The following is a 25,644-nucleotide window of genomic DNA, read 5'->3' on the forward strand; positions in this document are numbered from 1 at the left end:
GAAAAAGCCAGCAAGTGGATTCTGCCGGGGGAATCGTCAATAACCCGATAACTGATTTCACCAAATCAAAAATACTTATGCATGAGCGGGTTTTTTCATCCATGCGGCGGTGAGTGCTGAGATCAGACATCCTATAGTCAGGTATATCGCCACGCTGTGCCATGAACCATTAAAATGCGTCACTAATGCAGTGGCAATAAAAGGGGTGAATCCTCCCCCGACCACACTGGCGACCTGGTAACCGACACCGGCACCACTGTAGCGATAGCGGGCACCAAACATTTCAGTGAACATCGGTTGCTGTACACACACCACCATATCATGAGCGATATTAGCCAGCAGTAATGCAAAAAACAGGATCCACAGATAGGCGTGGTATTCGAGAGCGATAAAAAAGGGAAAAGCACTTAATGTGCCGATTAACGCACCCGTGATATAAATTCGCCGACGGCCAAAACGATCAGCCAGCCAGGCGAAGAAAGGGATGGTCAGGCAGCTAATAGCACCAATGATTAAGCCGATATTGAGAAATAATTCTCGTGATAATCCCAGGTGCTGCGTCGAGTAATTGAGTGCAAAAGCCGTCACAATATACATCGTTAGTAGCTCGCACAAACGCAGCGCGATAATCTGCAAAAAAGCGCCAGGATGGAGGAGTAATGCTTCGACAACGGGCAGATATTTCATCTGCGAGCGATCTCTTGTTTCTCGTTGCTGCTTTTCAAATTCCGCTGATTCGCTCATGCCATTGCGGATCCATAATGTCACCAGCACCAGCACAATGCTGAACAGAAAAGGAATGCGCCAGCCCCAGCTAAGAAATTGCTCGTTGCTGGTATTGGCGCTGATAATCGAAACCATGCCAGTGGAGAGCAGCAGGCCGACACCATAACCCACCTGCACGCCACTACTATAAAACGCTTTTTTCTTTTCCGGCGCACACTCTACCGCCAGTAACGCCGCGCCGCCCCATTCACCGCCAACAGCAAATCCCTGAATGGCCCGTAAAATAACCAGTAAAACAGGTGCCCACCAGCCAATCTGATTAAATGAAGGCAACAGACCAATGCAGGTCGTCGCAAGGCCCATCATCCAGACCGTCATTATCAACATCCGTTTACGCCCGAGGCGGTCGCCAAAGTGGCCAAAGATGATGCCTCCTAAGGGACGAAACAGAAAGCCCACGCCGAAGGTGGCGAAAGCGGCAAGGTTTCCCATAGCCTGGCTCACATTCGGGAAAAATTCGTGGTTAAACACCAGCGCGGCAGTAATGCCGTACAGCAAAAAATCATACCAGTCAACCACCGCGCCAGCAAAACTACCCCATGCGGCTCTTCTGGCGCGATTAAGTGAACAAGATGCCCTGGCGGGCTGGGGGGAACTCAACGTGCGGTCCATATCTATCCTGTCTGTCGTAATATAAAAGTTTGTCCCATCAGGCTATTTGACGTGCCATTCTGGCTCCCGGCAGTGGCCGAGATCCTCACGTACTACCTGTACGCTGCGGTTTCTCCGCGCTGTCCGTCTCCAGACTGGCTACACCAGTAACATCTGATGGGATAGCTTCTAAGTCATTATTGGAATAAACGCTGTTTCAGTCGCGTTTTACCAAGAGTACCGCGCCGCAGGATAAGAGAAAAGATTTTTACCGTTCAGGATGCATTTAAAGACGTGAAATGAGACCAGTAATCTAACAGCGTAATACCGTTTCCGGGATAAAGGGGCGAGCGCTTGATGATCCGCCATCTCGCCCCCTTGCCCGCTAGCGAACATAACCGCTGTTCGACAGCATGATTATCCCGCCGTTTTATCTTCGGCCTTCGCTTCCCCCATCACTTTCAGCTTTTTAGAGATATCACGTCGTTCTTTCGAGAGTTCAGCGTTCTTAATGATGTAATCATCCACGCGATCTTCATAATCACTTTTCATGCTGGCAATAATGCTCTGTATTGCCTCAACACTCATCCCCGGCTTGATATAGTCGCTCAGATTATCCAGCAACAATACGCGCTTCTGGTTATCACGGATCTTTTTTTCAGCATCCTGAATTTCACGCTGTAACTTATTTTTTCGACGGTACAGACGAACAAATTCAACCACATTCTGGAAAGACGGTTTGACTATTTCCATTTTGGTACCCCCTGATATTTTAAGATTCACCCCATTGTCGACCCTGTCATGTTACCATAATGGGTAATCATCGCAGATGACAATACTTTTCGCTGGTATTTATTATATCCTTTATTTCATACTATCGGTCGCGCCATTGACCTGGCGTTGCGTTAATACGCTTAAGCGATAAGGTTAACAGGCAGGATGACGCTGGCAAGCGGGGCGAAAAAAGCTGCGTTGTCAGCACACTTCTGCTATCCAGGCAAATCGATTACCATACCGACTCATCACTCTTCAGGCTGACTATGCAATGAAACACGGGTTATCACTGTTTTATACGCATCTGCGTTTTGCCCGATGCTGCCTGAAGCGTGTCGATCCAGCCGCCAGCCACTAGGGATAATAAAAAGACGATGCAAAAGAGCGCCAGTCAACCTGGATTTTTATTTCACGATTATGAAACTTTTGGCACGCATCCGGCGCTTGATCGCCCGGCACAGTTTGCGGCTATCCGCACCGATGAAGCACTGAATATCATCGGTGAAGCGGAAATTTTCTACTGCAAGCCCGCTGATGACTATCTGCCACAACCTCAGGCAGTACTAGTGACCGGTATCACTCCCCAGCAGGCGCTCGCCAAAGGTGAAAACGAAGCCCTGTTTGCTGGTCATATCCATGATCTGTTCACCGTGCCGCAAACCTGTATCGTCGGTTATAACAATGTCCGTTTCGACGATGAGGTCAGTCGTCATCTTTTTTACCGTAATTTTTACGATCCTTACGCCTGGAGCTGGCGGCATGATAACTCGCGCTGGGATCTACTGGATGTGATGCGTGCCTGCTACGCACTCCGCCCGGAAGGGATTAACTGGCCGGTAAATAGCGATGGTCTGCCGAGTTTTCGTCTGGAACATCTGACCGTCGCTAACGATATCGAACACAGCAACGCCCATGATGCAATGGCCGATGTTTATGCCACTATCGCGATGGCGAAACGGGTAAAGTCCTGCCAGCCTAAATTGTTTGATTATCTTTATGGTTATCGTCATAAGCGCAAACTGGCGACCCTGATTGACATTCCACAGATGAAGCCACTGGTGCATGTCTCCGGCATGTTTGGTGCGGCACGGGGCAACACCAGTTGGGTCGCCCCCCTCGCCTGGCATCCGGATAATCGCAATGCAGTTATCATGGTCGATCTCGCTGGCGATATATCACCACTGCTCGATCTGGAGGCCGATACCCTTCGTGAGCGCCTGTATACACCAAAAATCGAACTCGGAGAACAGACCGCGATTCCCATAAAGCTGGTACATCTGAATAAATGTCCGGTCTTAGCCCCAGCCAATACTCTGCGGGCTGAAGACGCTGAGCGACTGGGTATCAACCGCCAGCATTGTCTCGATAATCTGCAACAATTACGTCGCTATCCTCAGGTGCGCGAAAAAGTGGTCGCACTCTTTGCCGATGCGCCCCCCTTACCCCCTTCAGATAACGTTGATAACCAGCTGTATGCCGGCTTTTTCAGCGATGCTGATCGTGCGGCGATGGATATTATCCGGCAAACTGAACCCCATAATTTGCCGGCACTGGATCTTACCTTTGCCGATAAACGTATTGAGCGTTTGTTGTTTAACTACCGTGCACGTAACTTCCCCGGCACCCTGACAGACAGCGAACACCAACGCTGGTTAGCCCATCGTCGTGAAGTGTTTACTGCGGAGTTTTTACAGGCTTATGCCGATGAACTACAGATGCTTTATCAGCAATACAGCGACGATAACGAGAAACAGACACTTCTGAAAGCACTGTGGCAATACGCACAGCATATTGTGTAACTGTGGCGCACAAAAAAGCCGATGGTTTGCTGGCCATCGGCTTATTGGTTTACAACATTGTCATGTCAGGCAATATCTTCATATTGTGGTACCGGATTACGGAATACCCGGGTGACACAGCCCAGATACAGCAAGCCTAAACTTCCCCAAATCAGACCCAGCACCATCGAGTTCTCTTCAAGATTCAGCCATAACGCTCCGACTGTTAACGCACCACAAATCGGCAGAATCAAATAGTTTATATGATCCTTCAGGCTCTTATTATGTTTCTCACGGATCCAGAACTGTGAGATGACTGATAAATTAACAAACGTGAATGCCACTAATGCACCAAAGTTAATCAATGCGGTCGCTGTCACGAGGTCAAACTTCACCGCCAGCAGCGCAATGGCACCGACCAGCAATACATTCCATGCCGGGGTGCGCCATTTAGGATGTATGTAGCCAAAAAAGCGCGTCGGGAAAGCGCCATCACGCCCCATCACATACATCAGACGGGAAACACCAGCATGTGCTGCCATGCCAGATGCGAGGACGGTCACACTGGAGAACACCAGTACTCCCCACTGGAAGGTTTTTCCGGCGACATACAGCATGATTTCGGGTTGTGATTCATCCGGATTTTTAAACCGTGAGATATCCGGAAAATACAACTGTAAAAAATAAGAGGTGACAATAAAGATTAAGCCACCAATCAACGCCGTCAGAAAAATAGCACGCGGAATGACGCGCCCGGCGTCTTTGGTCTCTTCTGAAAGCGAAGAAATACCATCAAAACCGAGAAAGGAGAAGCACAGAATTGTCGCGCCGGTGATCATCGGCACCACATGGGATCCTTGCGACCAGAACGGGCGCGTACTGACCAGCGTTCCGGTTCCTTCGCCATGCATCACCCCATAGATGATCAAACCCAGAATGACGGCGATAATCCCCATCTGCAGAACAACAATCAGCGTATTGAAATTGGCGACTGACTTGATGCTACGCAGATTAAAAAGAGTCATAAAGGCAACCAGCGCCACAACAAAGATCCATGAAGGTACACTGGGAAGCAGTGCTTCAAAGTAAATCTTTGCCAGCAAAATATTGATCATCGGCATAAACAGATAGTCCAGCAGCGATGACCAGCCCACCATAAAGCCAACGATGGGGTGGATAGATTTCTGGGCATAGGTATAGGCGGAACCCGCAGACGGAAAACGACGAATCAATTTACCGTAGCTCAGCGCCGTAAAGAGGATTGCGGTTAACGCGAATACATAGGCCGTTGCGACATGACCGTCGGTCAGCCTGGAGACGATACCAAATGTATCAAATAGCGTCATCGGCTGCATATAGGCAAGGCCCATCATAATAACCGGAATCAACGTCAGAGTTTTACGTAATTCCACGCGAGAGGTGTTTGGAGTAATGTTATGCGACATGGTGGTTATCCCCTTTTACGGTGAGAGCCAGCGCGTAAGCAAAAAAGTGCCCCATTGCAGTGTATTCCTCAGCGACAACGACGGTCGTTTTTTAGTAAATATCTATCCGGTACGAAGCCCGGCCTCTTGGTATTGGATAATGTTTCTGTAAAACCAAAAAAATAACCGACCCTTTAAAAAAGGGTCGGCCAGTGTCTGATGATACAGGTTGGTCATTATGCGATATTTTTTAATAAAAGACAATATGTTGTCATTTAAAATAGTCGCCATCTGTGGCGGAAACGGATCATATCGCCCGGCCCAACAGGCATCTTCTATGATCACGTGTCCAGGTGCTGATACTCAAAACCCGGTATTTCGGGCTCGGTCGAGGCCATTTCACGTGGCTGAATGGCGATAAGATAATAGTAGCAAAAAGCGCTTGCATTTCGCCGTTAAGGTAGTTTAGCTTAGAAAACATTATCTGTTTCATCATTCGCTGAGAATTTTATGAACCACGTTCAGTTTAAACATCACCATCACCACCATCATCCTGGCTAGTCTTTCAGGCGATGTGTGCTGGAAGACATTTACGATCTTCCAGCGGTGCATGAGCGTGGATAAAGCCCCCGGAAGATCAACTTCCGGGGGCTTTTTTTTGGATCAAATTCATACGGATACAGAGGGAAACAGCATGTCTGACAATTATCGATTACGTATCGCGATACAAAAATCAGGACGCCTGAGTGACGATTCACACCAGCTCCTTAACCATTGTGGGATCAAAGTTAATTTCCATAGCCAGCGCCTGATCGCGCTGGCGGAAAATATGCCGATCGATGTTCTCCGTGTGCGCGATGACGACATTCCCGGACTGATTATGGATGGGGTCGTCGATCTGGGGATCGTCGGGGAAAATGTTCTCGAAGAGGCGCTGTTGACACGGCGCGCCCAGGGGGAAGACCCCGACTATTTTACACTGCGTCGCCTTGACTTTGGTGGCTGTCGCCTGTCACTGGCTATGCCCGCCAATGAACACTGGGACGGCCCGCTCACACTGGAGGGTAAGCGCATCGCCACCTCCTACCCTCACCTGTTAAAGCGTTATCTTGATCAGCAAGGGATCACGTTTAAATCCTGTTTACTGAATGGTTCTGTCGAGGTCGCGCCGCGTGCTGGCCTCGCGGACGCTATCTGCGATCTGGTCTCTACCGGTGCCACACTGGAGGCTAATGGTCTGCGCGAAGTGGAAACTATCTATCGCTCAAAAGCCTGTCTTATTCAGCGTAAAGGGGAGATGAGTGAGGGCAAGCAGCAACTTATCGATCGTCTGTTAATTCGCATCCAGGGAATTATTCAGGCGCGGGAATCCAAATACATCATGATGCATGCCCCTGCGGCACGCCTGGACGAGGTCATCGCCCTGTTACCGGGTGCTGAGCGGCCGACTATTTTACCTCTGGCTGGCGACCAGCAACATGTTGCTATGCACATGGTCAGTAGTGAAACGCTGTTCTGGGAAACGATGGAACAACTCAAAATGCTGGGTGCCAGCTCTATCCTGGTGCTGCCCATTGAAAAAATGATGGCATAACGTCAACCATGAATCAGCGTATAAACAGGGGATAACGATGAGCTTTAATACCATTATTGACTGGGATCGTTGTAGCGCGGCACAACAGCAACAACTATTAATACGTCCGGCAATCACCGCCTCCGACAATATCAGCCGCACAGTGGCCGATATTCTGTCTCAGATTAAACATCGCGGCGATGCCGCGTTGCATGAATATAACGCCCGGTTTGATAAAACCGAGGTTAAGACGCTCAAGGTCACTCGCGAAGCCATCACCGCCGCCAGTGACCGCCTGAGCGATGAGCTGAAACAGGCGATGGCGATCGCGGTCAAAAATATCACCACTTTCCATCATGCTCAGCAGCTACCAGAGGTCGATATAGAAACGCTGCCCGGTGTGCGTTGTCAGCAAGTTACGCGCCCCATTGCCTCGGTTGGGTTATATATTCCTGGCGGCTCGGCGCCCCTCTTCTCGACGGTGTTGATGCTGGCAATACCGGCCCGGATTGCCGGTTGTCAGCAGATAAGTTTATGCTCCCCGCCGCCGATTGCTGATGAAATCCTCTATGCCGCTCAGCTATGCGGTATCCGTGATATTTTCCAGCTCGGAGGGGCACAGGCGATCGCGGCACTGGCTTTTGGGACCGAATCGGTGAATAAAGTTGATAAAATTTTTGGTCCGGGTAATGCCTGGGTTACCGAGGCGAAACGCCAGGTGAGTCAGCGTCTGGAGGGCGCAGCGATCGATATGCCCGCCGGGCCGTCAGAAGTCTTAGTGATCGCCGACAGGGGCGCCAATCCTGATTTTATCGCCGCAGATTTACTGTCGCAGGCAGAACATGGCCCGGATTCACAGGTTATCCTGCTGACTCCCGATATTACGATTGCTCAACGTGTCATCCACGCGGTTGAGCAGCAACTGGCTCTCCTTCCCCGGGCAGAAACCGCCCGTCAGGCCCTGGCCGCCAGCCGTATTATTATCGCCGCAAGCCTCAGCCAGTGCGTGGCTATCGCCAACCGCTATGGCCCGGAACACCTGATTATCCAAACGCGCAACGCCCGTGAACTGGCGGACGAGATAACCAGTGCCGGTTCGATATTCTTAGGCGACTGGTCACCGGAATCGGCGGGTGATTACGCTTCTGGCACCAATCACGTGTTACCCACTTACGGTTATACCGCCACCTGTTCCAGCCTGGGCGTGGCCGATTTTCAGAAACGGATGACCGTTCAGGAGTTATCACGCGAAGGTTTTCGCTCGCTCGCTGCCACTATCGAAACACTGGCTGCCGCCGAACAGCTAACGGCCCATAAAAATGCCGTAACGTTGCGTGTTGCCGCTCTGAAGGAGGCTATATGAACCCTGAAAATTTAGCCCGCACTTGTATACGTGAGCTGACACCCTATCAGTCTGCCCGTCGTCTTGGTGGCAACGGTGATGTCTGGCTGAACGCGAATGAATTTCCGGCAGCGGTCGAATTTCCGTTGACCCGGCAGACCTTTAACCGCTATCCCGAATGCCAGCCAGAAGCGGTAGTGACCCGCTACGCCGATTATGCTGGCGTGAGGCCACAACAGGTATTAGTCAGCCGTGGGGCCGATGAAGGAATTGAGCTGATTATCCGCACCTTTTGTGAACCAGGACAAGACGCCATCCTGTGTTGTCCCCCCACTTACGGAATGTACCGCGTCAGTGCTGAAAGCTGTGGGGTCGACTGTCGGATGGTGCCCGTCCTGCGTGACTGGCAACTTGATTTACCGGCCATCTCCGCTCATCTCGCGGGGGTAAAAGTGGTGTTTATCTGTAGTCCCAACAACCCCACCGGACAGCTTATCCGGCCACATGATATTCAGGCATTACTGACCCTGACGCGCGGAAAAGCACTGGTCGTTGTCGATGAAGCCTATATTGAATTTTGCCCTCACGCGACGTGGGTCAGCAGGTTAGATGAATATCCTCATCTGGTCATCCTGCGGACTTTGTCAAAAGCTTTTGCGCTCGCCGGTTTACGCTGCGGTTTCACCCTCGCTCATGAGCAGGTGATCCGCATGCTGTTGAAAGTTATCGCCCCTTATCCCATTCCCACCCCGGTGGCCGATATTGCGGCTCAGGCGCTCGATCAGCCTGGCATGGCGGCAATGCGTGCCAGAGTCGCGCAAGTTCTTGATGAACGTGAATACCTGCAACACCAGCTACGTGATATCGCCTGTATTGAGCAGGTGTACCCCTCGCAGGCAAATTATCTGCTGGTGCGGGTTAACAACGCGCGGCGCATATTTGACGCGTTATGGCAACAGGGCATTATCCTGCGCGATCAGAGTCAGCAGCCCACATTAAACGATTGCTGGCGTATCACTGTCGGTAGCCGTGTTGAGAGCCAGCGTCTGATTGACGCGTTAACCGCGGAGTGTGTATGAGCCAGAAATTTCTCTTTATTGATCGTGACGGCACGCTGATTGAAGAGCCTGCCAGCAATTTTCAGGTTGATCGTTTTGATAAGTTGCATTTTGAGCCACAGGTGATCCCGGCATTGTTAACGTTGCAGCAGGCAGGCTATAAGCTGGTGATGATCAGTAATCAGGATGGTCTGGGAACTGACAGCCTGCCACAAGCGGCTTTTGACGGGCCCCATAACCTGATGCTGCAGCTGTTTTCATCCCAGGGGGTGATATTTGAAGAGGTGCTGATTTGCCCGCATCTTCCGGCTGATCATTGCGCCTGTCGCAAACCGAAGACACAACTGGTCCTGCCGTGGCTGGCTGAAGGCGTTATCGATAAAGCCCATAGTTATGTGATTGGTGATCGTGATAGCGATATGGCACTGGCCGATAATATGGGGATCACGGGCCTGCGTTATGACCGTCAGCAGCGGAGCTGGTCAGCGATCAGTGAGCAACTCACGCGCCGTAACCGCCACGCTAGCGTCCAGCGCAATACCAAAGAGACCCAGGTGGCTATCAGCGTCTGGCTGGATCGCGAAGGTCACAGCCAGATTACCACCGGGATCGGTTTTTTCGATCATATGCTCGATCAGATCGCCACCCACGGCGGTTTTCGACTGGCTATTAAGGTGAATGGCGATCGCTATATCGATGATCACCATACAGTGGAGGATACCGGTCTTGCGCTCGGCGAGGCTCTGAAACTGGCGCTGGGTGAGAAGCGCGGTATCAATCGTTTTGGTTTTGTTCTGCCCATGGATGAGTGTCTGGCACGCTGTGCACTGGATATATCTGGTCGCCCGTATCTCGAATATAAAGCTAACTTCACTTATCAGCGGGTGGGCGATCTGAGCACGGAAATGATTGAACACTTTTTCCGCTCCCTCTCGTACACGATGGGCATCACGTTACATCTGAAAACCAAAGGCAGGAATGATCATCATCGTGCCGAGAGTTTATTTAAAGCCTTCGGTCGTACCCTGCGACAGGCGATTGCTGCGCAGGGGGACCGCCTGCCCTCATCGAAAGGGGTATTGTGATGAATGTGGTGATCATCGATACCGGTTGTGCCAACCTTAACTCGGTACGTCAGGCCATCCATCGCCTGGGGTATCGGCCTGTCGTCAGCCACGATCCTGAGATCATCTCAGCGGCCGATAAACTGTTATTACCCGGCGTCGGTACCGCGCAGGCGGCCATGCAGCAGCTTGAGCAGCGCAAACTGATAACCTTGATTAAAACCTGCACCCAGCCGCTATTGGGGATTTGTCTCGGTATGCAGTTACTGGCGCGATTCAGTGAAGAGAACAATGGCGTTCCGTTGCTGGGGATTATCGATTCTGATATCAGCAAAATCGCCGATCACGGGCTGCCGCTACCGCATATGGGCTGGAATCAGGTCTCACCGGTGGTGGAAAGTGCGCTATTTGATGGCATCAATCCCGGTGCCTGGTTCTACTTCGTTCACAGCTATGCCATGCCCGTCAGTACCGCTACTGTCACCCTCTGTGACTATGGCACGCCCTTCAGCGCCGCCGTGCAGAAAGATAACTTTTTGGGTGTCCAGTTCCATCCGGAACGCTCAGGCCAGGCCGGAGCGCAATTACTGAAAAATTTTCTGGAGATGTAATGATAATTCCTGCGTTAGATTTCATTGACGGTACTGTGGTTCGCCTGCAGCAGGGCGATTACCAGCAACAGCGCCATTACGCTAATAACCCCCTGCACTATTTGCAATCCTGTGCTGAACAAGGGGCTGAATTTCTGCATCTGGTCGATCTGACCGGTGCCCGAGATCCACAAAAACGGCAAATCACGCTGCTTAAAAAGCTCGTTGCGGGTGTGAATATTCCGGTTCAGGTTGGTGGTGGTGTGCGCCATACCGAGGATATCAGCGCGCTACTGGATGCCGGGGTTTCCCGGGTGGTGATCGGCTCAACCGCAGTCAAATCACCGGAAATGGTCAGCAACTGGTTTCGCCGATTTGGGCCACAACAGCTGGTATTAGCGTTGGATGTGCGCATTGACGATCAGGGTAATAAACAGGTGGCGATCAGTGGCTGGCAGGAAAATTCCGCGACCCTGCTCGAAACGTTAGTCGACAGCTATCTGCCATCAGGTTTAGCGCATATTTTATGTACTGATATCTCTCGCGATGGCACCCTGAGCGGTGCCAATGTCGCTTTATATCAGCAAATTTGTGCCCGTTATCCACAGATCGCTTTTCAGGCTTCGGGGGGCATCGGCACCCTTGATGATATCGCTGCACTTCGTTCTACCGGCGTGAGTGGGGTCATTGTGGGCCGGGCGCTACTGGACGGAAAATTTACTCTCATGGAGGCGATCCAATGCTGGCAAAACGGATAATTCCCTGTCTTGATGTGCGTGATGGTCAGGTCGTCAAGGGGGTACAATTTCGCCATCATACCGTGATGGGGGATATCGTACCACTGGCAAAACGCTACGCTGACGAAGGTGCAGATGAGCTGGTATTTTACGATATCACCGCCTCCAGCGCCGGACGGGTGGTGGACAAAAGCTGGATCGCGCGGGTGGCTGAAGTGATCGATATTCCATTCTGTGTTGCCGGTGGGATCAGATCACTGGATGATGCAGCACAAATCCTCTCTTTTGGCGCAGATAAAATTTCAGTCAACTCACCAGCGCTGGCCGATCCTTCGCTGATTAGCCGACTGGCGGATCGCTTTGGTGTGCAATGTATTGTGGTGGGCATCGATAGCTGGTATGACGCCCGCAGTGGTCAATATCAGGTTAATCAATATAGCGGTGATGAACATCGTACCCGGATAACCCAATGGCAAACGCCTGCCTGGGTACAGGAGGTGCAGCAACGGGGAGCCGGGGAGATCGTCCTCAACATGATGAACCAGGATGGCGTATGTAACGGCTATGATCTGCAGCAATTAAGTGAAATTCGCGCCCTGTGTCATGTGCCGCTTATCGCTTCAGGGGGGGCGGGTACGATGGCACACTTTCTGGAAGCCTTTCGTGATGCCCGTGTTGATGGCGCACTGGCGGCTTCCGTGTTTCACAAACAAATTATCAATATTGGTGAACTGAAAATGTACCTGGCTGACCAGGGTGTGGAGATGAGAGTATGTTGAGTGAACAACTGGACTGGCAAAAAACAGCGGGCCTGGTTCCTGCCATTATTCAGCATGCTATTTCTGGTGAAGTGCTGATGCTCGGTTATATGAATCAACCCGCACTGAGACAGACGGAACAGAGCGGCAAAGTCACCTTCTGGTCGCGCAGCAAACAACGCTTATGGACGAAAGGAGAAACTTCAGGCAACTTTCTCCATGTCGTCAGCATAACGCCAGACTGTGATAATGATACGTTGCTGATACAGGCTAAGCCAACCGGCCCCACCTGTCATCAGGGAACCACCAGTTGTTTTGGTGATCATGCCGGACATCAATGGCTATTCCTCTATCAACTGGAACAACTGCTGGCAGCCCGTAAAACCGCTGATCCCGCCCACTCTTATACCGCAAAACTCTATGCCAGTGGTACCAAACGCATTGCACAAAAAGTGGGGGAAGAAGGTGTCGAAACAGCCCTCGCGGCAACCGTGCATGATCGGTGCGAATTAACAAATGAAGCATCCGATCTGTTATACCATCTGCTGGTCTTGTTGCAGGATCAAAACCTGACTTTAGGTGATGTGATTGATAATTTACGGCGGCGTCATTGAGCATGACCTGCTCACAGTAATAAGAAGCCACAGGAAAAGTATGAATTAAGCACCTGATACAACCAGGCTACCCACGGACAGTGCAAGAAAAATGCAGTGTACACGTAGTACATGAAAATTTCGAGTGCTGTCTCATACCTGGATAATAAGTAAAAAATTGAGATATGGAAAGTGCATCACTTTAATTCAGATTATATCACATGATTTTTTAATATACTGCGGGACATGATCTGCTGATTAAAAAAATCATATTATAATATTTTTTTAGAACATCATTATATAGTCCTACTCTTATTAATCACTTCAGTATACAGTGTCATATAGTTTTTCATCATTTTTTCAGCCGTAAATAATTTATTAAATCTGTTAAGTGCATTAATACCATATTCACTTGCCAGATGTTTATTATCCCATAATCTATTCATAGCTTCACATAAGGCCGCTGAATCGCCAGGTGGTACAACTAATCCTGTATGTTCATGAATATTTACATAAGAAGTTCCAGAGCCAATTTCACAGGAAATCAATGGCTTTCCATACATAGCACCTTCAAGGAGAGTAATGCCAAAGGCTTCTGATCGCAAATATGATGGAAATACTATTGAATAGCTTAGTTGTAATAATGCACACTTATCTTCTTCTGCTACGGCACCGACAAAAACTATATTTTTAATATCTTTCGCCAATTCTTTTATTTCTTTTTCATTATTTCCTGAACCAATAACAACCAGAGGAAAGCCACCTTTCCTGACCGCATCCAAAAGAATATGCAATCCTTTGTAATAACGAAAAGAACCAATAAACAAATAGAAATCGCTTCCTAATTTATCACGCCATTCTTTTAATTTTTCTGCTGACGATATTGGGTATAATAATTTATTCAGTCCATATGGGATAACTTTAACTTTATTAATATTAGCTTGTAGCACTGGACTTGTTTCAACATAATTAGGTGAAGATGCTACAATATAATCAACAGAGCGTAAAAAACGACACATTAATGGATAATATATTTTAAATGCAAGTTTCTGTTTTACTATATCAGAATGATAACTCACTATTGTTGGTTTTTTTATATTCAGCAAAAGATGTAACAAATCCATAAATGGATATGGGAAATGATAATGAATAATATCAGCTTGATTAGCCAGTTGTTTGAATTTTTTTAATGCCAATAATGAAAATGGAGTAGATAATAATTCAAAATCTGTTTTCACATAATATATATGATGATGATCAATCATTGCGTCATCGATATTGCCTCGGGGACTAAGAGTCAATACTGTCGATTCTACACCAGCTAAATGAGTTGCTTCACAAATCTGATAGATAACCTGTTCCACACCACCAAAAGTATCCGGGTAGTATGATTTATAAAAATGCAGAACTTTCAACACTATTTTACCTGTTCATATGCTATTATTGTTTCGCTCGCGCATCTTTCCCATGAAAACTGTTTTGCCCGCACTAATCCACTTTGTCTGGCAAAAGATTGCCAGATCTTATCATCAAAGCTCTTCATAATGAGAGTCGTCAACGTTTCAACATCCATTGCATCACACATTAATGCACACTCACCAACTACTTCAGGAAGAGATGAACTATTTGAACATACTACTGGTGTTCCTGATGCCATTGCCTCTAATACTGGTAGACCAAAACCTTCATAAATAGAAGGAAAAAGAAAACTTATCGCTCCTGCATATAAAGCAGGCACATCTACTGATGATGTAAATCCGAGATAACGCAGCCATCCTTCACGCTTTCCTTTATCAAAACGCTGATGGATCTTATCGCTATTCCATCCTTCAAAACCACTAATCACAAGTGGAATAGATTGACGAAGACTCAATGGCAAGCGCTCATAAGCATCCAGTAATGTGGAAATATTTTTTCTTGGCTCAATAGAGCCAAGAAAAAATGTATATTGTTTGAAAGATAAGCGATATTTTTCCAGAACAGGTGTAACTCTGGATTCACTATATGGCTTAAAATCTTCACTACATGCTAACCTGGCAGAAAAAACCCGTGATTCAGGAAGATTAAAATAATCGATTAACTCTAAACGTGTAAATTCAGAATCGGTAATAAAAACATCTGCGCGTTTTACAGTATTTAAAAGCTCCTTTCGCATATATCGCACCCGTTCAGTCGGATGGCAATATGATAAAGTAAATACAGAAAGATCATGAAAAGTCACAACGCTGCGTTTTACACCTGGTGGCATATAAAAATTGGGGCCATGATAAATTGTATCTGGATATTTTCTTAATACATTAGCCTTTCGCAAAGAGGCACCATATCTGTATAGTTCCGATAGCACCTTATTTTTTTTTAGATAACTTTTCATTCCCTCAAAAGATGATCTGCACTCTTTAGCAACAGGAATTTCTTTGCTTATTTTATAACCATTTAAGAAAAGCAAATTAGTTATTTCTGCTCTTTTAGCTAATGCATTAGCTAACTCAAATGAATAGCGTCCAATACCTGTCAATGGATATTTAACAGGATCGGTCCCAAATATTACTTTCATTACTTACTACCTAACATCCAGGATAATGTTTCTTCAATAGGAAACACTTGCCAGTCAGGAATAAATGAGCGAAGTTTAGCAGGGTCACCACTAAGGATTTTAACTTCATTTTCACGAACGAATGCAGGGTTTACTTTAATTTCAATATGATGCCCAGTAATCTCCTGACATAGTGCAATAATTTCTCTTAATGAATATGTATGACCAGAACAGATATTAATAATCTCACCATGTAAATTAGCATGTAATAATTTCATATAGGCATTACTCAAATCACGAACATCTGTAACATCCCGCCAGACATCAATATTACCCAATTCAATTACCGGTAATCTCTCTTTAAAATGCCTGACTATTTTAGGAAGTAGAAATTTATCAGATTGACCAACACCCGTATAATTAAAAGGTCTGGTAATAAAAATCGGCAATTTGTCCATCCATAGATGAGCCATATATTCCATAGCTAATTTGCTAACAGCATAATCATTTGCAGGATTGACGGGCGTTATTTCAGTTAAAGGGCCAGATATGCTATTACCATAAACATTAGCACTACTCACTAAAAGGACTCTATCTAAAGAAATATCGCAACAGCTTAAAGCTTGCAGTAAATTACGTGTTCCCAATAGATTAACATGATAAAAGGCATCAACATCACCATGGCCAACATAGGCAATTGCGGCAAGATGAATAACAATATTTGGTTTTATAGTATTGACTACATCAATTAGTCCAGAGGCATCCATAAGATCGATCTGGTAGTAATCTGGATCATCAGATGGAGTACTGCCAAGGCCAAAGATTCGATATCCAGCAGCGGATAGCTCCGCTGCCACATAACGACCGGTAAATCCATTGAGCCCAGTAATCAAAGCACGTTTTCCGGTATCAAACATTAGAAGGAAGACCCTTGTTGATTACGACGTAAATCAGCCTCAACCATCATCTGACATAACTTTTCCAGTGTGGTTTTTGGCTGCCAGCCAAGAATTTCTTTTGCTCGCGCAGGATTGCCAATTAATAGTTCAACTTCTGCCGGACGGAAAAATTTCGGATTTACGCGAACTAATGTTTTTCCTGTAGCAACATCAATGCCAATTTCCTGCGCATCTTGACCTTCAAAACGAAGTGTATAGCCTACGGCTTTAAACGCCATACTGACAAAATCACGTACTGTTTCTGTACGATTAGTAGCAAGAACAAAAGTATCAGGTTTTTCTGCCTGTAAAATACGCCACATTCCTTCAACATATTCTTTAGCATAACCCCAATCACGTTTAGCATTCATATTGCCTAATTCCAGGACATCCTGTTTTCCAAGTTTAATTTTAGCAACAGCATCTGTAATCTTACGAGTAACAAACTCTTTTCCGCGTAGCGGAGACTCATGATTAAAAAGAATACCACTAGAAGCAAAAATATTATAACTCTCACGATAATTAATTGTCATCCAGTGTGCATATAATTTTGCTACACCATAAGGACTACGTGGATAAAATGGCGTATCTTCTTGTTGTGGAACAGCCTGTACTAAGCCAAACATTTCAGATGTTGATGCCTGGTAAAAACGAATATTGGGATTAACAATACGAATTGCTTCCAGCAAATTAACCGGACCAATACCTGTGATTTCAGCAGTAGTTATTGGTTGATCAAAGGATACACCAACGAAACTTTGTGCGGCCAGATTATAAACTTCTGTTGCTTTAGCTTGCTGTAATAGACGAATACTAGAAGATAAATCAGTCAAATCGTATTCAACTAACTTGAAGCATGGATGTTTATCAATACCGAGTTCTTCAATACGCCAGAAATTAACTGAGCTAGTCCGGCGATAAGTACCATAAACCAAATAACCTTTTTCTAATAAAAGCTCAGCAAGGTAAGCCCCATCCTGACCCGTAATACCAGTAATTAATGCAATTTTTTGCATGGAGAGTTTCCTGTGTTGTTCAAAAACATAATTAACTATTCAATAATTCACGCATCCATTGTGGTACAACTTCATTTTCCTTTTTAAAACCCAACAGTAAGTTATCCTTAAATCCAGGTGTCATTCTGTAATGATTTTCTTTTAAAAATAATTCATAATATTTTTCTGGATGTTTACGATAAAGTAAAACATCTTTCTGGAAAAAACGTGTACGACTCTCCAGTGATTCACGCTCTTTATAACGTGGTTGTGCAGGATGAAATACATCAACATCATTTGCATAAGGAACATCACCAAATTGCTGCATTCGCCAGCCAAAATCTGTATCTTCACGAAAATGTGGATGATCAAACTGTAAATCAAATCCCCCTAAATAATGAAATATCTCACTTCTAACCATCAAATTAGCAGTCATAAAACCAATACCTTCAAAACCAACATTTGTAACTGGCCGCCAGTTTTTATCATCATGATGATCTGATATAATAATGCCTTCTAAACCAACGATATTCTTTTTATCAAAATACTTACGTGCGTTGGCTAACCAATTTAGGCCAGGCTGGCAGTCATCATCAGTAAAAGCAATGATCTTTCCTTGCGCTAACATTGCTCCAGTATTTCTTGCTCTAACAGCACCTTTAACTGATGTATGATAATAACAGAGAGGAAAACCAAAATCTGATTCAGATTCAGACCATGCTTTCTCACTTTGATCAATAATAATAACTTCAAAATCGCGCTCGATTTGCTTTTGTAAAGCATGAATTAAATCCAGGAGTTGCTCTGGTCGTTCATAACTAGGTATAACTACTGAAAAATATGGCTGTGGCTGATTTGATAATTTAGCGCGCGACTCAAACATTTTACCGACAGTTTTAGATATATTTTCCCAGGCATAACTATTTTCAACGCATGTCCTGGCAGCCGACCCAATTTTATCACGATAGTCATCGTTAAACAGAGAGTGAATAGCTATAATAAAGGATTCTACTGTTGGAGGCACCACTAATATTGCTTCCAGGCCTGCTGTATCAATACCACGAGCACCTATTTCAGTTGTTACTGTTGGTATAGCAAGGGACATAAAGTCAAACATTTTGATATTAGTCCCAGAACCAGAAAACATTGGATTCAGCGCTATATCTGCTGCAGATAACCATAAAATTTTATCTTCTTCAGTTAATGCTCCCGTAATATGAATATTTTTATGTTTCATATTGTCTACAGCATTTCCTATTCCACCTGCAAGAATAAAATGCACTTCAGGCAAAACAGGTGCTAATTTTTCAATAATAAATTGCGCAGCTTCAATATTGGGGCCATATGCACTGCCAATAAAAATAGCCAACTTATCTTTAGCAGAGAATTTTAGTGTGATTTTTGCTGCTATACGCTCTTTATGCCCAGGGACTGGATGTTTGAATGCCATTACACCATTAGGAACAACCCGCATTTTTTCAGGCGAAAATTCATAAATTCTATTAAAACGAAGTAAATCTTCCTGTGAACATGTCAGAATAAGATCAGCCCGTTGCCCCAATAAATACTCGTCATTAATTACCTGGCGAATGGCTATTAGTTCTGCATTATTAGTATCATCTAATAACTGTGCACGTAAATATCCCTCAACATTTTGTGAGTCATATATAACAATCTTTCCTTGCAATAAACTAGGCTCAATCAACGGATATACCCATGGATGTGAAAAAACGACCACATCAGATTTTTTTATATTTTCAATAACTTCCGATAAATATGCTGGCGATAAATGCCCTTGTTGACTAAATACGATATCAATAACTGTTTTCCCATTTGCTTTAGCAGCCCATTGCTGCGCAGCAAGGTGATGTTCCTGCGTTAATGGAACATCTATTTCTTCTAAACATGGACTAAGCTGATGTCGACGATATTTTTCTCCAGGCCAGTCATAAGAACCAACATATGTTGCTTTTATTTTTTTTCCTAAATTATGATAAAGTCCTAGCAATCTTAGCCGCCCACCACCAACTGGGGGATCAATTGGTTGCATATCGGTAATTACAACATTGATTGGTTCTTGATTTATTATTACTTGAGATGCCATAGCCGCAGACACTAATTTTTTGCTAACTGCTGCCCAAGACATCCCCTGGATTAATTTATATCCTGACTCTCCCATGCTCTTTGCAGCAGATATATGATTGAATAACCACTCAAATCCATCACACAGTGCTTCTGGCGTAGGGGCACAAACCAAACCATTTTCCTGATGTTTCACAAAATAAGTCGGTTCGCCAGAATCAACACATGTAATAACAGGTTTACCGCTAGCAAAACCTTCCAGAGTGATATATCCATAATCTTCTTTTTTCGGTACAAAAACTATTGCTAAAGCATTAGCATAATATTCTAACAATTTTTCATCAGTTAAACGACCGACAAATTCGATTCTAGGATCTCCAGCAGCTAGTTGTTTTAGTTCTTTTTCCGCTTCTCCAGTCCCTGCGATAATTAATTTTAGCGATAGTGATGAAGCTTTAATAGCCTTTATTGCTAAATCTACACGTTTCCATGGATGTAAACGCCCCGGTAAGAAAAAATAGTCCCCAGTTTTTCCTAAACAAAAACCACTAATACTTAATGGGGGATGTATTACATCAGAATGAATACCTCGCCAACGATAAAGGCGATTAGCAACCTCATGACCAATAGAGAATCTGGCTTTAACTGATGAAATAGCTTTAAAATCCCACTGGTGTAACATTGCGCGTTCTGCCAAGTGTATAGAATCACGAGCAGAAAATATATTATCAAACATATCATCAAAAACACGTACTGTATGCACCAAATACATTACATGATTAGGATGATTAACAGCGTATGTAGGTGTTTTTGTCGAAATAACTACATCAAAATTACTTAAATCTAGCTGGCTACAATATTGATAATTTTTTTCAATTTGAGCAAAAGAAGACTCATCAGCAATAACTGAAATAATTTCGACATCACAACCAATTTCAATTAACCCTGCAAATAAGCCTTTATAAAAACGTTCAGCACCGCCGACTTCCCCCTGAGCAGATGCAGTAGTTAATAAAGCAACACGCAATCCTTTAAATTTTTCTAGACAAATATATTTATTATGATAATTCATAGATGCATCCTTTTATCCTCAGAAGAATTAAGTTCATTTTTTATTCTCTCGTACAATTCATCAACACTTAACTGGGAATGTGAATTAACCACGGGAGTTATAATATTTTTTTTCATAACTGACGTTTTTTCAACCTCAGTAATATTCATCTGAGTATTATTAAGTAATAATTGCAAATAAATATTACGACATATTGAATACATACCAGTTTTTTTAGTTATAAAAACTATAATATGTCTTACTTTAGGGCAATTATTTATTTTTTTGATCAATTGACGACTGCAATAATTCAACAATCCTTGAGATTTTAATACTTTAACTTTACTATTTTTTATTCTACCTAAAAACCGGATAGGGAAACTTAAACGCCAGGATGTACTATTATATATAGTTTCGATATTTGTTTTCAATAAATAAACTTCATGTTCAAGATTTCTGGCATGTTGCTGATACTCTTTATAAGATTTAGATAAAGCATCGTATGCAATATTGATTCGCTCATTTTCTAATGATAAATATGATATATTTTTAATAAAATTATCACGCTCAATTTTTTGTTCCTGCTTTAGTGAAGCGCTATGCTCTTTAGATAACATATCATATGCAGCATGAATTTTTTTATTCTCTGATGTCAAATAAGAGATACTCTTGAGTATATCATCATGTTGTTTTTTCTGATTTAATTGGAAAAGTAGCTTGTCAATATTGGATATTAATACATCAATATTTCTTTCTTTTTTTTGCACAACTTCTAAAGTAGAAAGCAATTTATTACATTCACTATTTTTTTGAGTTAAATCCTCAATCATTCTAGACTTATAAGTATCAAACTCTTTTGATATATTATCAGCATTTTTCAGAGCATTAAATTCAGCATAAGTCTGATAATCATCAAAAATATTTGGCGGGTATTTAAGTGCAGCCAATAATTCTTTATGTTCATCTGAAACATAAAAGCGATTTATACCATCAGCATACACAAATAAATAATTATTATTTATTAATAAGTCATCAGTTTCAGAGAATGTTTCTATTTTTGTATTAGGAAAAGTTGATTCTACAACTATAATCCATGGACGATATTTGCTCCAGTTATTTCCCTTAAGTACTGATAATTCAAAACCTTCAACATCAATCTTAAGAAAATGAATAACAGCTGGTTGAATCTCATCACAAATATCAGATAAAGTCCTTATTTTTACTTTATGCCATCGTCCATGATGTCCTTCATCTTCATGAGCTTGAGCAACTTTCTTATCTAATGTTGCCCAACCACGAACATCGCATTCCCATATATCTAATTCTCCTGCACATTCATTTAGTGCACAATTCAAATTAATATCCCGGGGTCTATCAGTGTTTAAATCATTAAAATGTTCTAAAATGGGTTCTATATTTATCCCATGCCAGCCTCGTTCGTAAAATGAACGTGTTACTGAATCAGTAATAGGATCATTAGCACCGACATCAATATAAAAACCATTTTTTATATTTTTCAAGGCTTTCCAAAGAACAACATCTTCTAAATTCTGGGCATATGAAATAAAACTCATTCTGAATATATTCCTATTTTAGGATCTAACCATGTCAAACCAATAAAGTTTGCTTTATCCATATTAACCACATTAAAAAGTAAAGCTAAATCTCGCCATTCATAGTTATTAACCAGATGAGTATCGGTACTAACAAGCGCTGTCTGTATAGAATAACTGCCCGGGCCAAGATTAATATCAAAGCTAAACTCATAAATTAATATTGTACCGGCTTTTACATTTTTAATTACATTCTTCTTAAGATCGGTATTTGTACCGTATAATACCTGCCCCAAACGATCTTTGATCCCATAACCAAATACTAAACGTGGTATATCATCATTAACTTTTACTTTAATACGCAATATTATAGGCTGACCAACATTGACAATTTCAACAAGTTTATTATTTTTATCAAATAGACCTAGCTCAATAACTTCAGCTTCTCCGGTTCCCGAGATTGTTTGTATTTTTCCTTCGCTGGTAACTTTTTGCTCTAATTTCTGATTCTGCTTGTCAGCAAGCAAAGCATTATAATAGTCCATAACAGCTTCGGGTTTGCCCTCCATCTCAATATGACCCGCATTGAGTAAAATAGCTCTATCACAAATACTCTGAATTGCTTGTTTGTCATGAGATACTATTAGTAATGTTGTTCCCTGTTGACGAAAATCACGAATTCTGTCAAAACATTTATGTTGAAAATAATCATCGCCAACAGATAACGCTTCATCAACAATAAGAATATCAGGCCTAATTGCTGTCGCAACACTAAATGCTAAACGCATTTGCATTCCGCTAGAATAAATCCTAATAGGGCTATCAATATAATCACCAATTTCCGCAAATGCTTCTATTTGCGGCATCAAGTTTTTTATGTCATTAATGCACAATCCCATTAACTGAGCTGCCATGTAAACATTTTGACGACCAGTAAAATCGGGATGAAACCCCATACCCAACTCTAATAAAGCAGCAACTCTTCCTGATAGATAAATATTTCCTTTTGTGGGTTGACTAGTACCCGTAATCATTTTTAATAATGTACTTTTACCTGCACCATTAATCCCAATTATGCCAACAGCCTCACCTGAGCTAATAGTAAAGTTGATATCTTGTAAAACCCATTTTAATTGATGTTTTATTATATGTTTCGGAAGAAACCATTCCATAAAACGTGCCCAGCGATTAGGATATAGTTTAAATGCTTTTCCAACATTACTTACGCTAATTGTACTCATTAAAGTTCATCCACCATTTCTGCTGCATGTTTTTGAAATAAGTGCATGCCAAGAAAACATAATAAAAGACCAATAATTATTGCTGGCATGAGTCCATACCAGTTAGGCCACTCACCTTTAACTAAAACTGTTTGACAAGCCATAATAACTCCGGCCAAAGGATTATAAGATACATATTCTTGTAAATTTTCAGGTAAAATAGTGGCAGAATAAACAATCGGTGTTAGCCAAAACCAAAACTGTAAAAATATTCCAAAAAACTGGCCCACATCACTAAAAAACACATTAAGCACACCAATTATCATTCCTAAACCAATAGCGAAAACGATCAAGACTGTAATAACTGGAATAAGTGAGAGAATTACAATACCCGGAAAGTAACCACTAACCACTAAAAATAAACAAAAAATAGTAAATATGATAAAAAAATTTAATAAAGCACTACCAATAATGATAGCTGGAATACAAACTTTTGGAAAATTAATCTTTTTTAATAAATTTCTATTATCTAAAAACATAACTTGAGAACGGGAAACTATTTCAGCAAAAAGCCCCCAACTCAAAATGCCAGCACATAAATAAATGCTATATGCAAATGAATTATCTACGCCTGGTAACTTTGCACGCATAACTTGTGAAAAGATTACAGTATAAATAACTATCATCGCAAGCGGATTAATAATATTCCATACTCCGCCTAATAAGGAGTTTCTATATTTTGTTTGAAAATCACGTTTGATACTACCAAATACAAAATTTCGATAAGACCATAATCCTCTAATAATATTAAACATTATTTATTAATTCCCATTATAATATTTTCTATTTCTTTTATTTTTTCAAACATCATAAGTTTATTATTTTTAGTTTCAAGATTTAATCTTAATAACGGTTCTGTATTAGAACCACGAATATTAAATCGCCAGTCATTGAATTCAATAGAAATACCATCTATTTTATTAATATTAATATTATCTCTATATGAGTTTTCAATACTATTGAGTACCTTATAAAGATCTTTAATTTTATAATTTATTTCTCCACTACATGGAAATTTATTCATTCGTTTGCTGACAAGCTCACTTAATGTGCTTTTGTTATATGAAAGTAAAGCGACAATTAATAACCATGGAATCATACCACTATCGCAATAGGCAAATTCGCGAAAATAGTGATGTGCACTCATCTCACCACCATAAATAGCATTCTCTTTACGCATGCGTTCCTTAATGAAAGCATGTCCTGTTTTACTCATAACAGGTACACCACCAGCTTCCGTAACAATGTCGATAGTATTCCATGTTAAGCGTGGATCATGGATAATTTTAGCGCCAGGTTCTTTTTGTAAAAATGCTTCGGCAAGGAGGCCAACTATATAATATCCTTCAATAAATTGACCTTGATCGTCAAATAAAAAACAACGATCAAAATCGCCATCAAAAGCAATTCCTAAGTCAGCTTGTTGTTTTATTACAGCATCAGATGTATCTTTGCGACATTCAGGTAATAGTGGATTAGGAATACCATTCGGAAAAGCACCATCTGGCTGATGGTGTATCTTAATAAAATTCACAGGAACATTAGCTTTATTAAACCGTTTTTCTATTTCATCAATAACGTGACCAGCTGCACCATTTCCGGAGTTAATGACTAATTTCATTGGTGTAGTAAAGCTGGAAAAGTCAATATAACTCATTAAGTGATCAATGTAAGCATCCAATACTGATATTTTTTTATAATTACCACGCTGTTGTTGATCGACTGGAGCAAAATTATTAGCTTCTGCTAAGCGTTGTATATCGCGTAACCCAGTATCACCGCTGATTGGTTTTGCATTCTCACGCACCAATTTCATTCCGTTATAGTCTATTGGATTGTGGCTTGCAGTAATCTCAATCCCACCATCAAGGCCAAGATAAAAGGTCGCAAAATAGATTTCTTCTGTTCCACTAAGGCCTATATCAAAAACATCAGTACCGGCATCCATCAAACCATTGGCCAGTGCAGATTTTAAGCTTTCACTGGTAAAACGCACATCACCACCAACAACAACTGTTTTAGGCTTTAAAAATTCACCAAATGCTCGTCCAATACGATATGCTATATCTTCATTTAGTTCTGAACCTAATTTCCCACGTATATCATAAGCTTTAAAACAAGATAATGTAGACATATATTTATTC

22 protein-coding genes and 1 other annotated feature are annotated in these 25,644 nt (G+C 43.0%); of the genes, 10 read left to right on the forward strand and 12 right to left on the reverse strand.

The genetic code is table 11. From position 1 onward, the window contains the following. Positions 1-75 precede the first annotated feature (75 nt). A complete protein-coding gene (gene shiA, locus PT300_12475; GenBank protein ID MDF7681359.1) occupies positions 76-1,398 on the reverse strand; it encodes a shikimate transporter in 1,323 nt (440 codons plus the stop codon). Between the two features lie 396 nt (positions 1,399-1,794). Then, positions 1,795-2,130, reverse strand: coding sequence for a DUF496 family protein (locus PT300_12480; GenBank protein ID MDF7681360.1), 336 nt, complete (start codon positions 2,128-2,130; stop codon positions 1,795-1,797). Between the two features lie 395 nt (positions 2,131-2,525). Between PT300_12480 and sbcB the strand changes: the two genes are divergently transcribed. Beyond that, on the forward strand, positions 2,526-3,950 hold the full coding sequence (sbcB, locus tag PT300_12485; GenBank protein MDF7681361.1) for an exodeoxyribonuclease I: 1,425 nt from the start codon (positions 2,526-2,528) through the stop codon (positions 3,948-3,950). 65 nt (positions 3,951-4,015) lie between these two features. Here sbcB and PT300_12490 read toward each other — a convergent pair whose 3' ends face one another. Continuing rightward, complete coding sequence (locus PT300_12490) at positions 4,016-5,374, reverse strand: APC family permease (protein MDF7681362.1); 1,359 nt, start codon at positions 5,372-5,374, stop codon at positions 4,016-4,018. Positions 5,375-5,863: 489 nt separating this feature from the next. Here PT300_12490 and hisL point away from each other — a divergent pair, with 489 nt between their 5' ends. The 9 genes from hisL (at position 5,864) to hisIE (ending at position 13,089) form a co-directional block, all read left to right on the forward strand. Then, a complete protein-coding gene (gene hisL / locus PT300_12495) occupies positions 5,864-5,914 on the forward strand; it encodes a his operon leader peptide (protein MDF7681363.1) in 51 nt (16 codons plus the stop codon). Next, positions 5,890-6,013, forward strand: a sequence feature (His leader region). It overlaps the preceding gene by 25 nt. Before the next feature lie 34 nt (positions 6,014-6,047). Then, a complete protein-coding gene (gene hisG, locus PT300_12500) occupies positions 6,048-6,947 on the forward strand; it encodes an ATP phosphoribosyltransferase (protein MDF7681364.1) in 900 nt (299 codons plus the stop codon). 37 nt (positions 6,948-6,984) lie between these two features. After that, positions 6,985-8,289, forward strand: a complete 1,305-nt coding sequence (gene hisD, locus PT300_12505; protein MDF7681365.1) for a histidinol dehydrogenase — start codon at positions 6,985-6,987, stop codon at positions 8,287-8,289. Then, on the forward strand, positions 8,286-9,347 hold the full coding sequence (gene hisC / locus PT300_12510; protein MDF7681366.1) for a histidinol-phosphate transaminase: 1,062 nt from the start codon (positions 8,286-8,288) through the stop codon (positions 9,345-9,347). The genes hisD and hisC overlap by 4 nt, the downstream gene beginning before the upstream one ends. Beyond that, positions 9,344-10,411, forward strand: a complete 1,068-nt coding sequence (gene hisB, locus PT300_12515) for a bifunctional histidinol-phosphatase/imidazoleglycerol-phosphate dehydratase HisB (GenBank protein ID MDF7681367.1) — start codon at positions 9,344-9,346, stop codon at positions 10,409-10,411. Before hisC ends, hisB begins: the two co-directional genes overlap by 4 nt. Continuing rightward, on the forward strand, positions 10,411-11,001 hold the full coding sequence (gene hisH, locus PT300_12520) for an imidazole glycerol phosphate synthase subunit HisH (GenBank protein MDF7681368.1): 591 nt from the start codon (positions 10,411-10,413) through the stop codon (positions 10,999-11,001). Before hisB ends, hisH begins: the two co-directional genes overlap by 1 nt. Next, positions 11,001-11,738 (forward strand): 1-(5-phosphoribosyl)-5-[(5-phosphoribosylamino)methylideneamino]imidazole-4-carboxamide isomerase, encoded by a 738-nt coding sequence (hisA, locus tag PT300_12525; GenBank protein MDF7681369.1) that lies wholly within the window; start codon positions 11,001-11,003, stop codon positions 11,736-11,738. Before hisH ends, hisA begins: the two co-directional genes overlap by 1 nt. Then, on the forward strand, positions 11,720-12,496 hold the full coding sequence (gene hisF, locus PT300_12530; GenBank protein ID MDF7681370.1) for an imidazole glycerol phosphate synthase subunit HisF: 777 nt from the start codon (positions 11,720-11,722) through the stop codon (positions 12,494-12,496). The genes hisA and hisF overlap by 19 nt, the downstream gene beginning before the upstream one ends. Next, a complete protein-coding gene (gene hisIE / locus PT300_12535) occupies positions 12,490-13,089 on the forward strand; it encodes a bifunctional phosphoribosyl-AMP cyclohydrolase/phosphoribosyl-ATP diphosphatase HisIE (GenBank protein MDF7681371.1) in 600 nt (199 codons plus the stop codon). Before hisF ends, hisIE begins: the two co-directional genes overlap by 7 nt. Positions 13,090-13,364: 275 nt before the next feature. Here hisIE and PT300_12540 read toward each other — a convergent pair whose 3' ends face one another. From PT300_12540 to PT300_12580, 9 genes are read right to left on the reverse strand one after another with little or no spacing between them, the layout of a single operon-like run. Further along, positions 13,365-14,486, reverse strand: coding sequence for a glycosyltransferase (locus PT300_12540; protein MDF7681372.1), 1,122 nt, complete (start codon positions 14,484-14,486; stop codon positions 13,365-13,367). Then, the gene (locus PT300_12545) at positions 14,486-15,622 is read right to left on the reverse strand and encodes a glycosyltransferase family 1 protein (GenBank protein MDF7681373.1); all 1,137 of its coding nucleotides are present in this window, start codon (positions 15,620-15,622) and stop codon (positions 14,486-14,488) included. The genes PT300_12540 and PT300_12545 overlap by 1 nt, the downstream gene beginning before the upstream one ends. Then, positions 15,622-16,518 (reverse strand): GDP-mannose 4,6-dehydratase, encoded by an 897-nt coding sequence (locus PT300_12550; protein MDF7681374.1) that lies wholly within the window; start codon positions 16,516-16,518, stop codon positions 15,622-15,624. Before PT300_12550 ends, PT300_12545 begins: the two co-directional genes overlap by 1 nt. Further along, positions 16,518-17,555 (reverse strand): GDP-mannose 4,6-dehydratase, encoded by a 1,038-nt coding sequence (gene gmd / locus PT300_12555; GenBank protein MDF7681375.1) that lies wholly within the window; start codon positions 17,553-17,555, stop codon positions 16,518-16,520. The genes PT300_12550 and gmd overlap by 1 nt, the downstream gene beginning before the upstream one ends. Before the next feature lie 31 nt (positions 17,556-17,586). Further along, positions 17,587-20,688: a glycosyltransferase gene (locus PT300_12560; GenBank protein ID MDF7681376.1), complete on the reverse strand. Its 3,102-nt coding sequence runs from the start codon at positions 20,686-20,688 to the stop codon at positions 17,587-17,589. Then, positions 20,685-22,241 (reverse strand): FkbM family methyltransferase, encoded by a 1,557-nt coding sequence (locus tag PT300_12565; protein ID MDF7681377.1) that lies wholly within the window; start codon positions 22,239-22,241, stop codon positions 20,685-20,687. The genes PT300_12560 and PT300_12565 overlap by 4 nt, the downstream gene beginning before the upstream one ends. Continuing rightward, positions 22,238-23,461 carry an ABC transporter ATP-binding protein gene (locus PT300_12570; GenBank protein MDF7681378.1) on the reverse strand — a complete coding sequence of 408 codons (1,224 nt, stop codon included), beginning with the start codon at positions 23,459-23,461 and terminating at the stop codon, positions 22,238-22,240. Before PT300_12570 ends, PT300_12565 begins: the two co-directional genes overlap by 4 nt. Further along, a complete protein-coding gene (locus tag PT300_12575) occupies positions 23,461-24,255 on the reverse strand; it encodes an ABC transporter permease (GenBank protein ID MDF7681379.1) in 795 nt (264 codons plus the stop codon). Before PT300_12575 ends, PT300_12570 begins: the two co-directional genes overlap by 1 nt. After that, positions 24,255-25,634 carry a phosphomannomutase CpsG gene (locus tag PT300_12580; GenBank protein ID MDF7681380.1) on the reverse strand — a complete coding sequence of 460 codons (1,380 nt, stop codon included), beginning with the start codon at positions 25,632-25,634 and terminating at the stop codon, positions 24,255-24,257. The genes PT300_12575 and PT300_12580 overlap by 1 nt, the downstream gene beginning before the upstream one ends. Positions 25,635-25,644 lie beyond the last annotated feature (10 nt).

It is taken from the genome of Enterobacteriaceae bacterium ESL0689 (assembly GCA_029433525.1).
Taxonomy (GTDB): Bacteria; Pseudomonadota; Gammaproteobacteria; order Enterobacterales; family Enterobacteriaceae; genus JAQTIF01.

What these genes read in the sequence shown, in the direction of transcription:
- shiA (MDF7681359.1), bottom strand. Translation starts at nt 1,398, where the DNA reads ATGGACCGCACGTTGAGTTCCCCCCAGCCCGCCAGGGCATCTTGTTCA.
- PT300_12480 (MDF7681360.1), bottom strand. Translation starts at nt 2,130, where the DNA reads ATGGAAATAGTCAAACCGTCTTTCCAGAATGTGGTTGAATTTGTTCGT.
- sbcB (MDF7681361.1), top strand. Translation starts at nt 2,526, where the DNA reads ATGCAAAAGAGCGCCAGTCAACCTGGATTTTTATTTCACGATTATGAA.
- PT300_12490 (MDF7681362.1), bottom strand. Translation starts at nt 5,374, where the DNA reads ATGTCGCATAACATTACTCCAAACACCTCTCGCGTGGAATTACGTAAA.
- hisG (MDF7681364.1), top strand. Translation starts at nt 6,048, where the DNA reads ATGTCTGACAATTATCGATTACGTATCGCGATACAAAAATCAGGACGC.
- hisD (MDF7681365.1), top strand. Translation starts at nt 6,985, where the DNA reads ATGAGCTTTAATACCATTATTGACTGGGATCGTTGTAGCGCGGCACAA.
- hisC (MDF7681366.1), top strand. Translation starts at nt 8,286, where the DNA reads ATGAACCCTGAAAATTTAGCCCGCACTTGTATACGTGAGCTGACACCC.
- hisB (MDF7681367.1), top strand. Translation starts at nt 9,344, where the DNA reads ATGAGCCAGAAATTTCTCTTTATTGATCGTGACGGCACGCTGATTGAA.
- hisH (MDF7681368.1), top strand. Translation starts at nt 10,411, where the DNA reads ATGAATGTGGTGATCATCGATACCGGTTGTGCCAACCTTAACTCGGTA.
- hisA (MDF7681369.1), top strand. Translation starts at nt 11,001, where the DNA reads ATGATAATTCCTGCGTTAGATTTCATTGACGGTACTGTGGTTCGCCTG.
- hisF (MDF7681370.1), top strand. Translation starts at nt 11,720, where the DNA reads ATGCTGGCAAAACGGATAATTCCCTGTCTTGATGTGCGTGATGGTCAG.
- hisIE (MDF7681371.1), top strand. Translation starts at nt 12,490, where the DNA reads ATGTTGAGTGAACAACTGGACTGGCAAAAAACAGCGGGCCTGGTTCCT.
- PT300_12545 (MDF7681373.1), bottom strand. Translation starts at nt 15,622, where the DNA reads ATGAAAGTAATATTTGGGACCGATCCTGTTAAATATCCATTGACAGGT.
- PT300_12550 (MDF7681374.1), bottom strand. Translation starts at nt 16,518, where the DNA reads ATGTTTGATACCGGAAAACGTGCTTTGATTACTGGGCTCAATGGATTT.
- gmd (MDF7681375.1), bottom strand. Translation starts at nt 17,555, where the DNA reads ATGCAAAAAATTGCATTAATTACTGGTATTACGGGTCAGGATGGGGCT.
- PT300_12560 (MDF7681376.1), bottom strand. Translation starts at nt 20,688, where the DNA reads ATGAATTATCATAATAAATATATTTGTCTAGAAAAATTTAAAGGATTG.
- PT300_12565 (MDF7681377.1), bottom strand. Translation starts at nt 22,241, where the DNA reads ATGAGTTTTATTTCATATGCCCAGAATTTAGAAGATGTTGTTCTTTGG.
- PT300_12570 (MDF7681378.1), bottom strand. Translation starts at nt 23,461, where the DNA reads ATGAGTACAATTAGCGTAAGTAATGTTGGAAAAGCATTTAAACTATAT.
- PT300_12575 (MDF7681379.1), bottom strand. Translation starts at nt 24,255, where the DNA reads ATGTTTAATATTATTAGAGGATTATGGTCTTATCGAAATTTTGTATTT.
- PT300_12580 (MDF7681380.1), bottom strand. Translation starts at nt 25,634, where the DNA reads ATGTCTACATTATCTTGTTTTAAAGCTTATGATATACGTGGGAAATTA.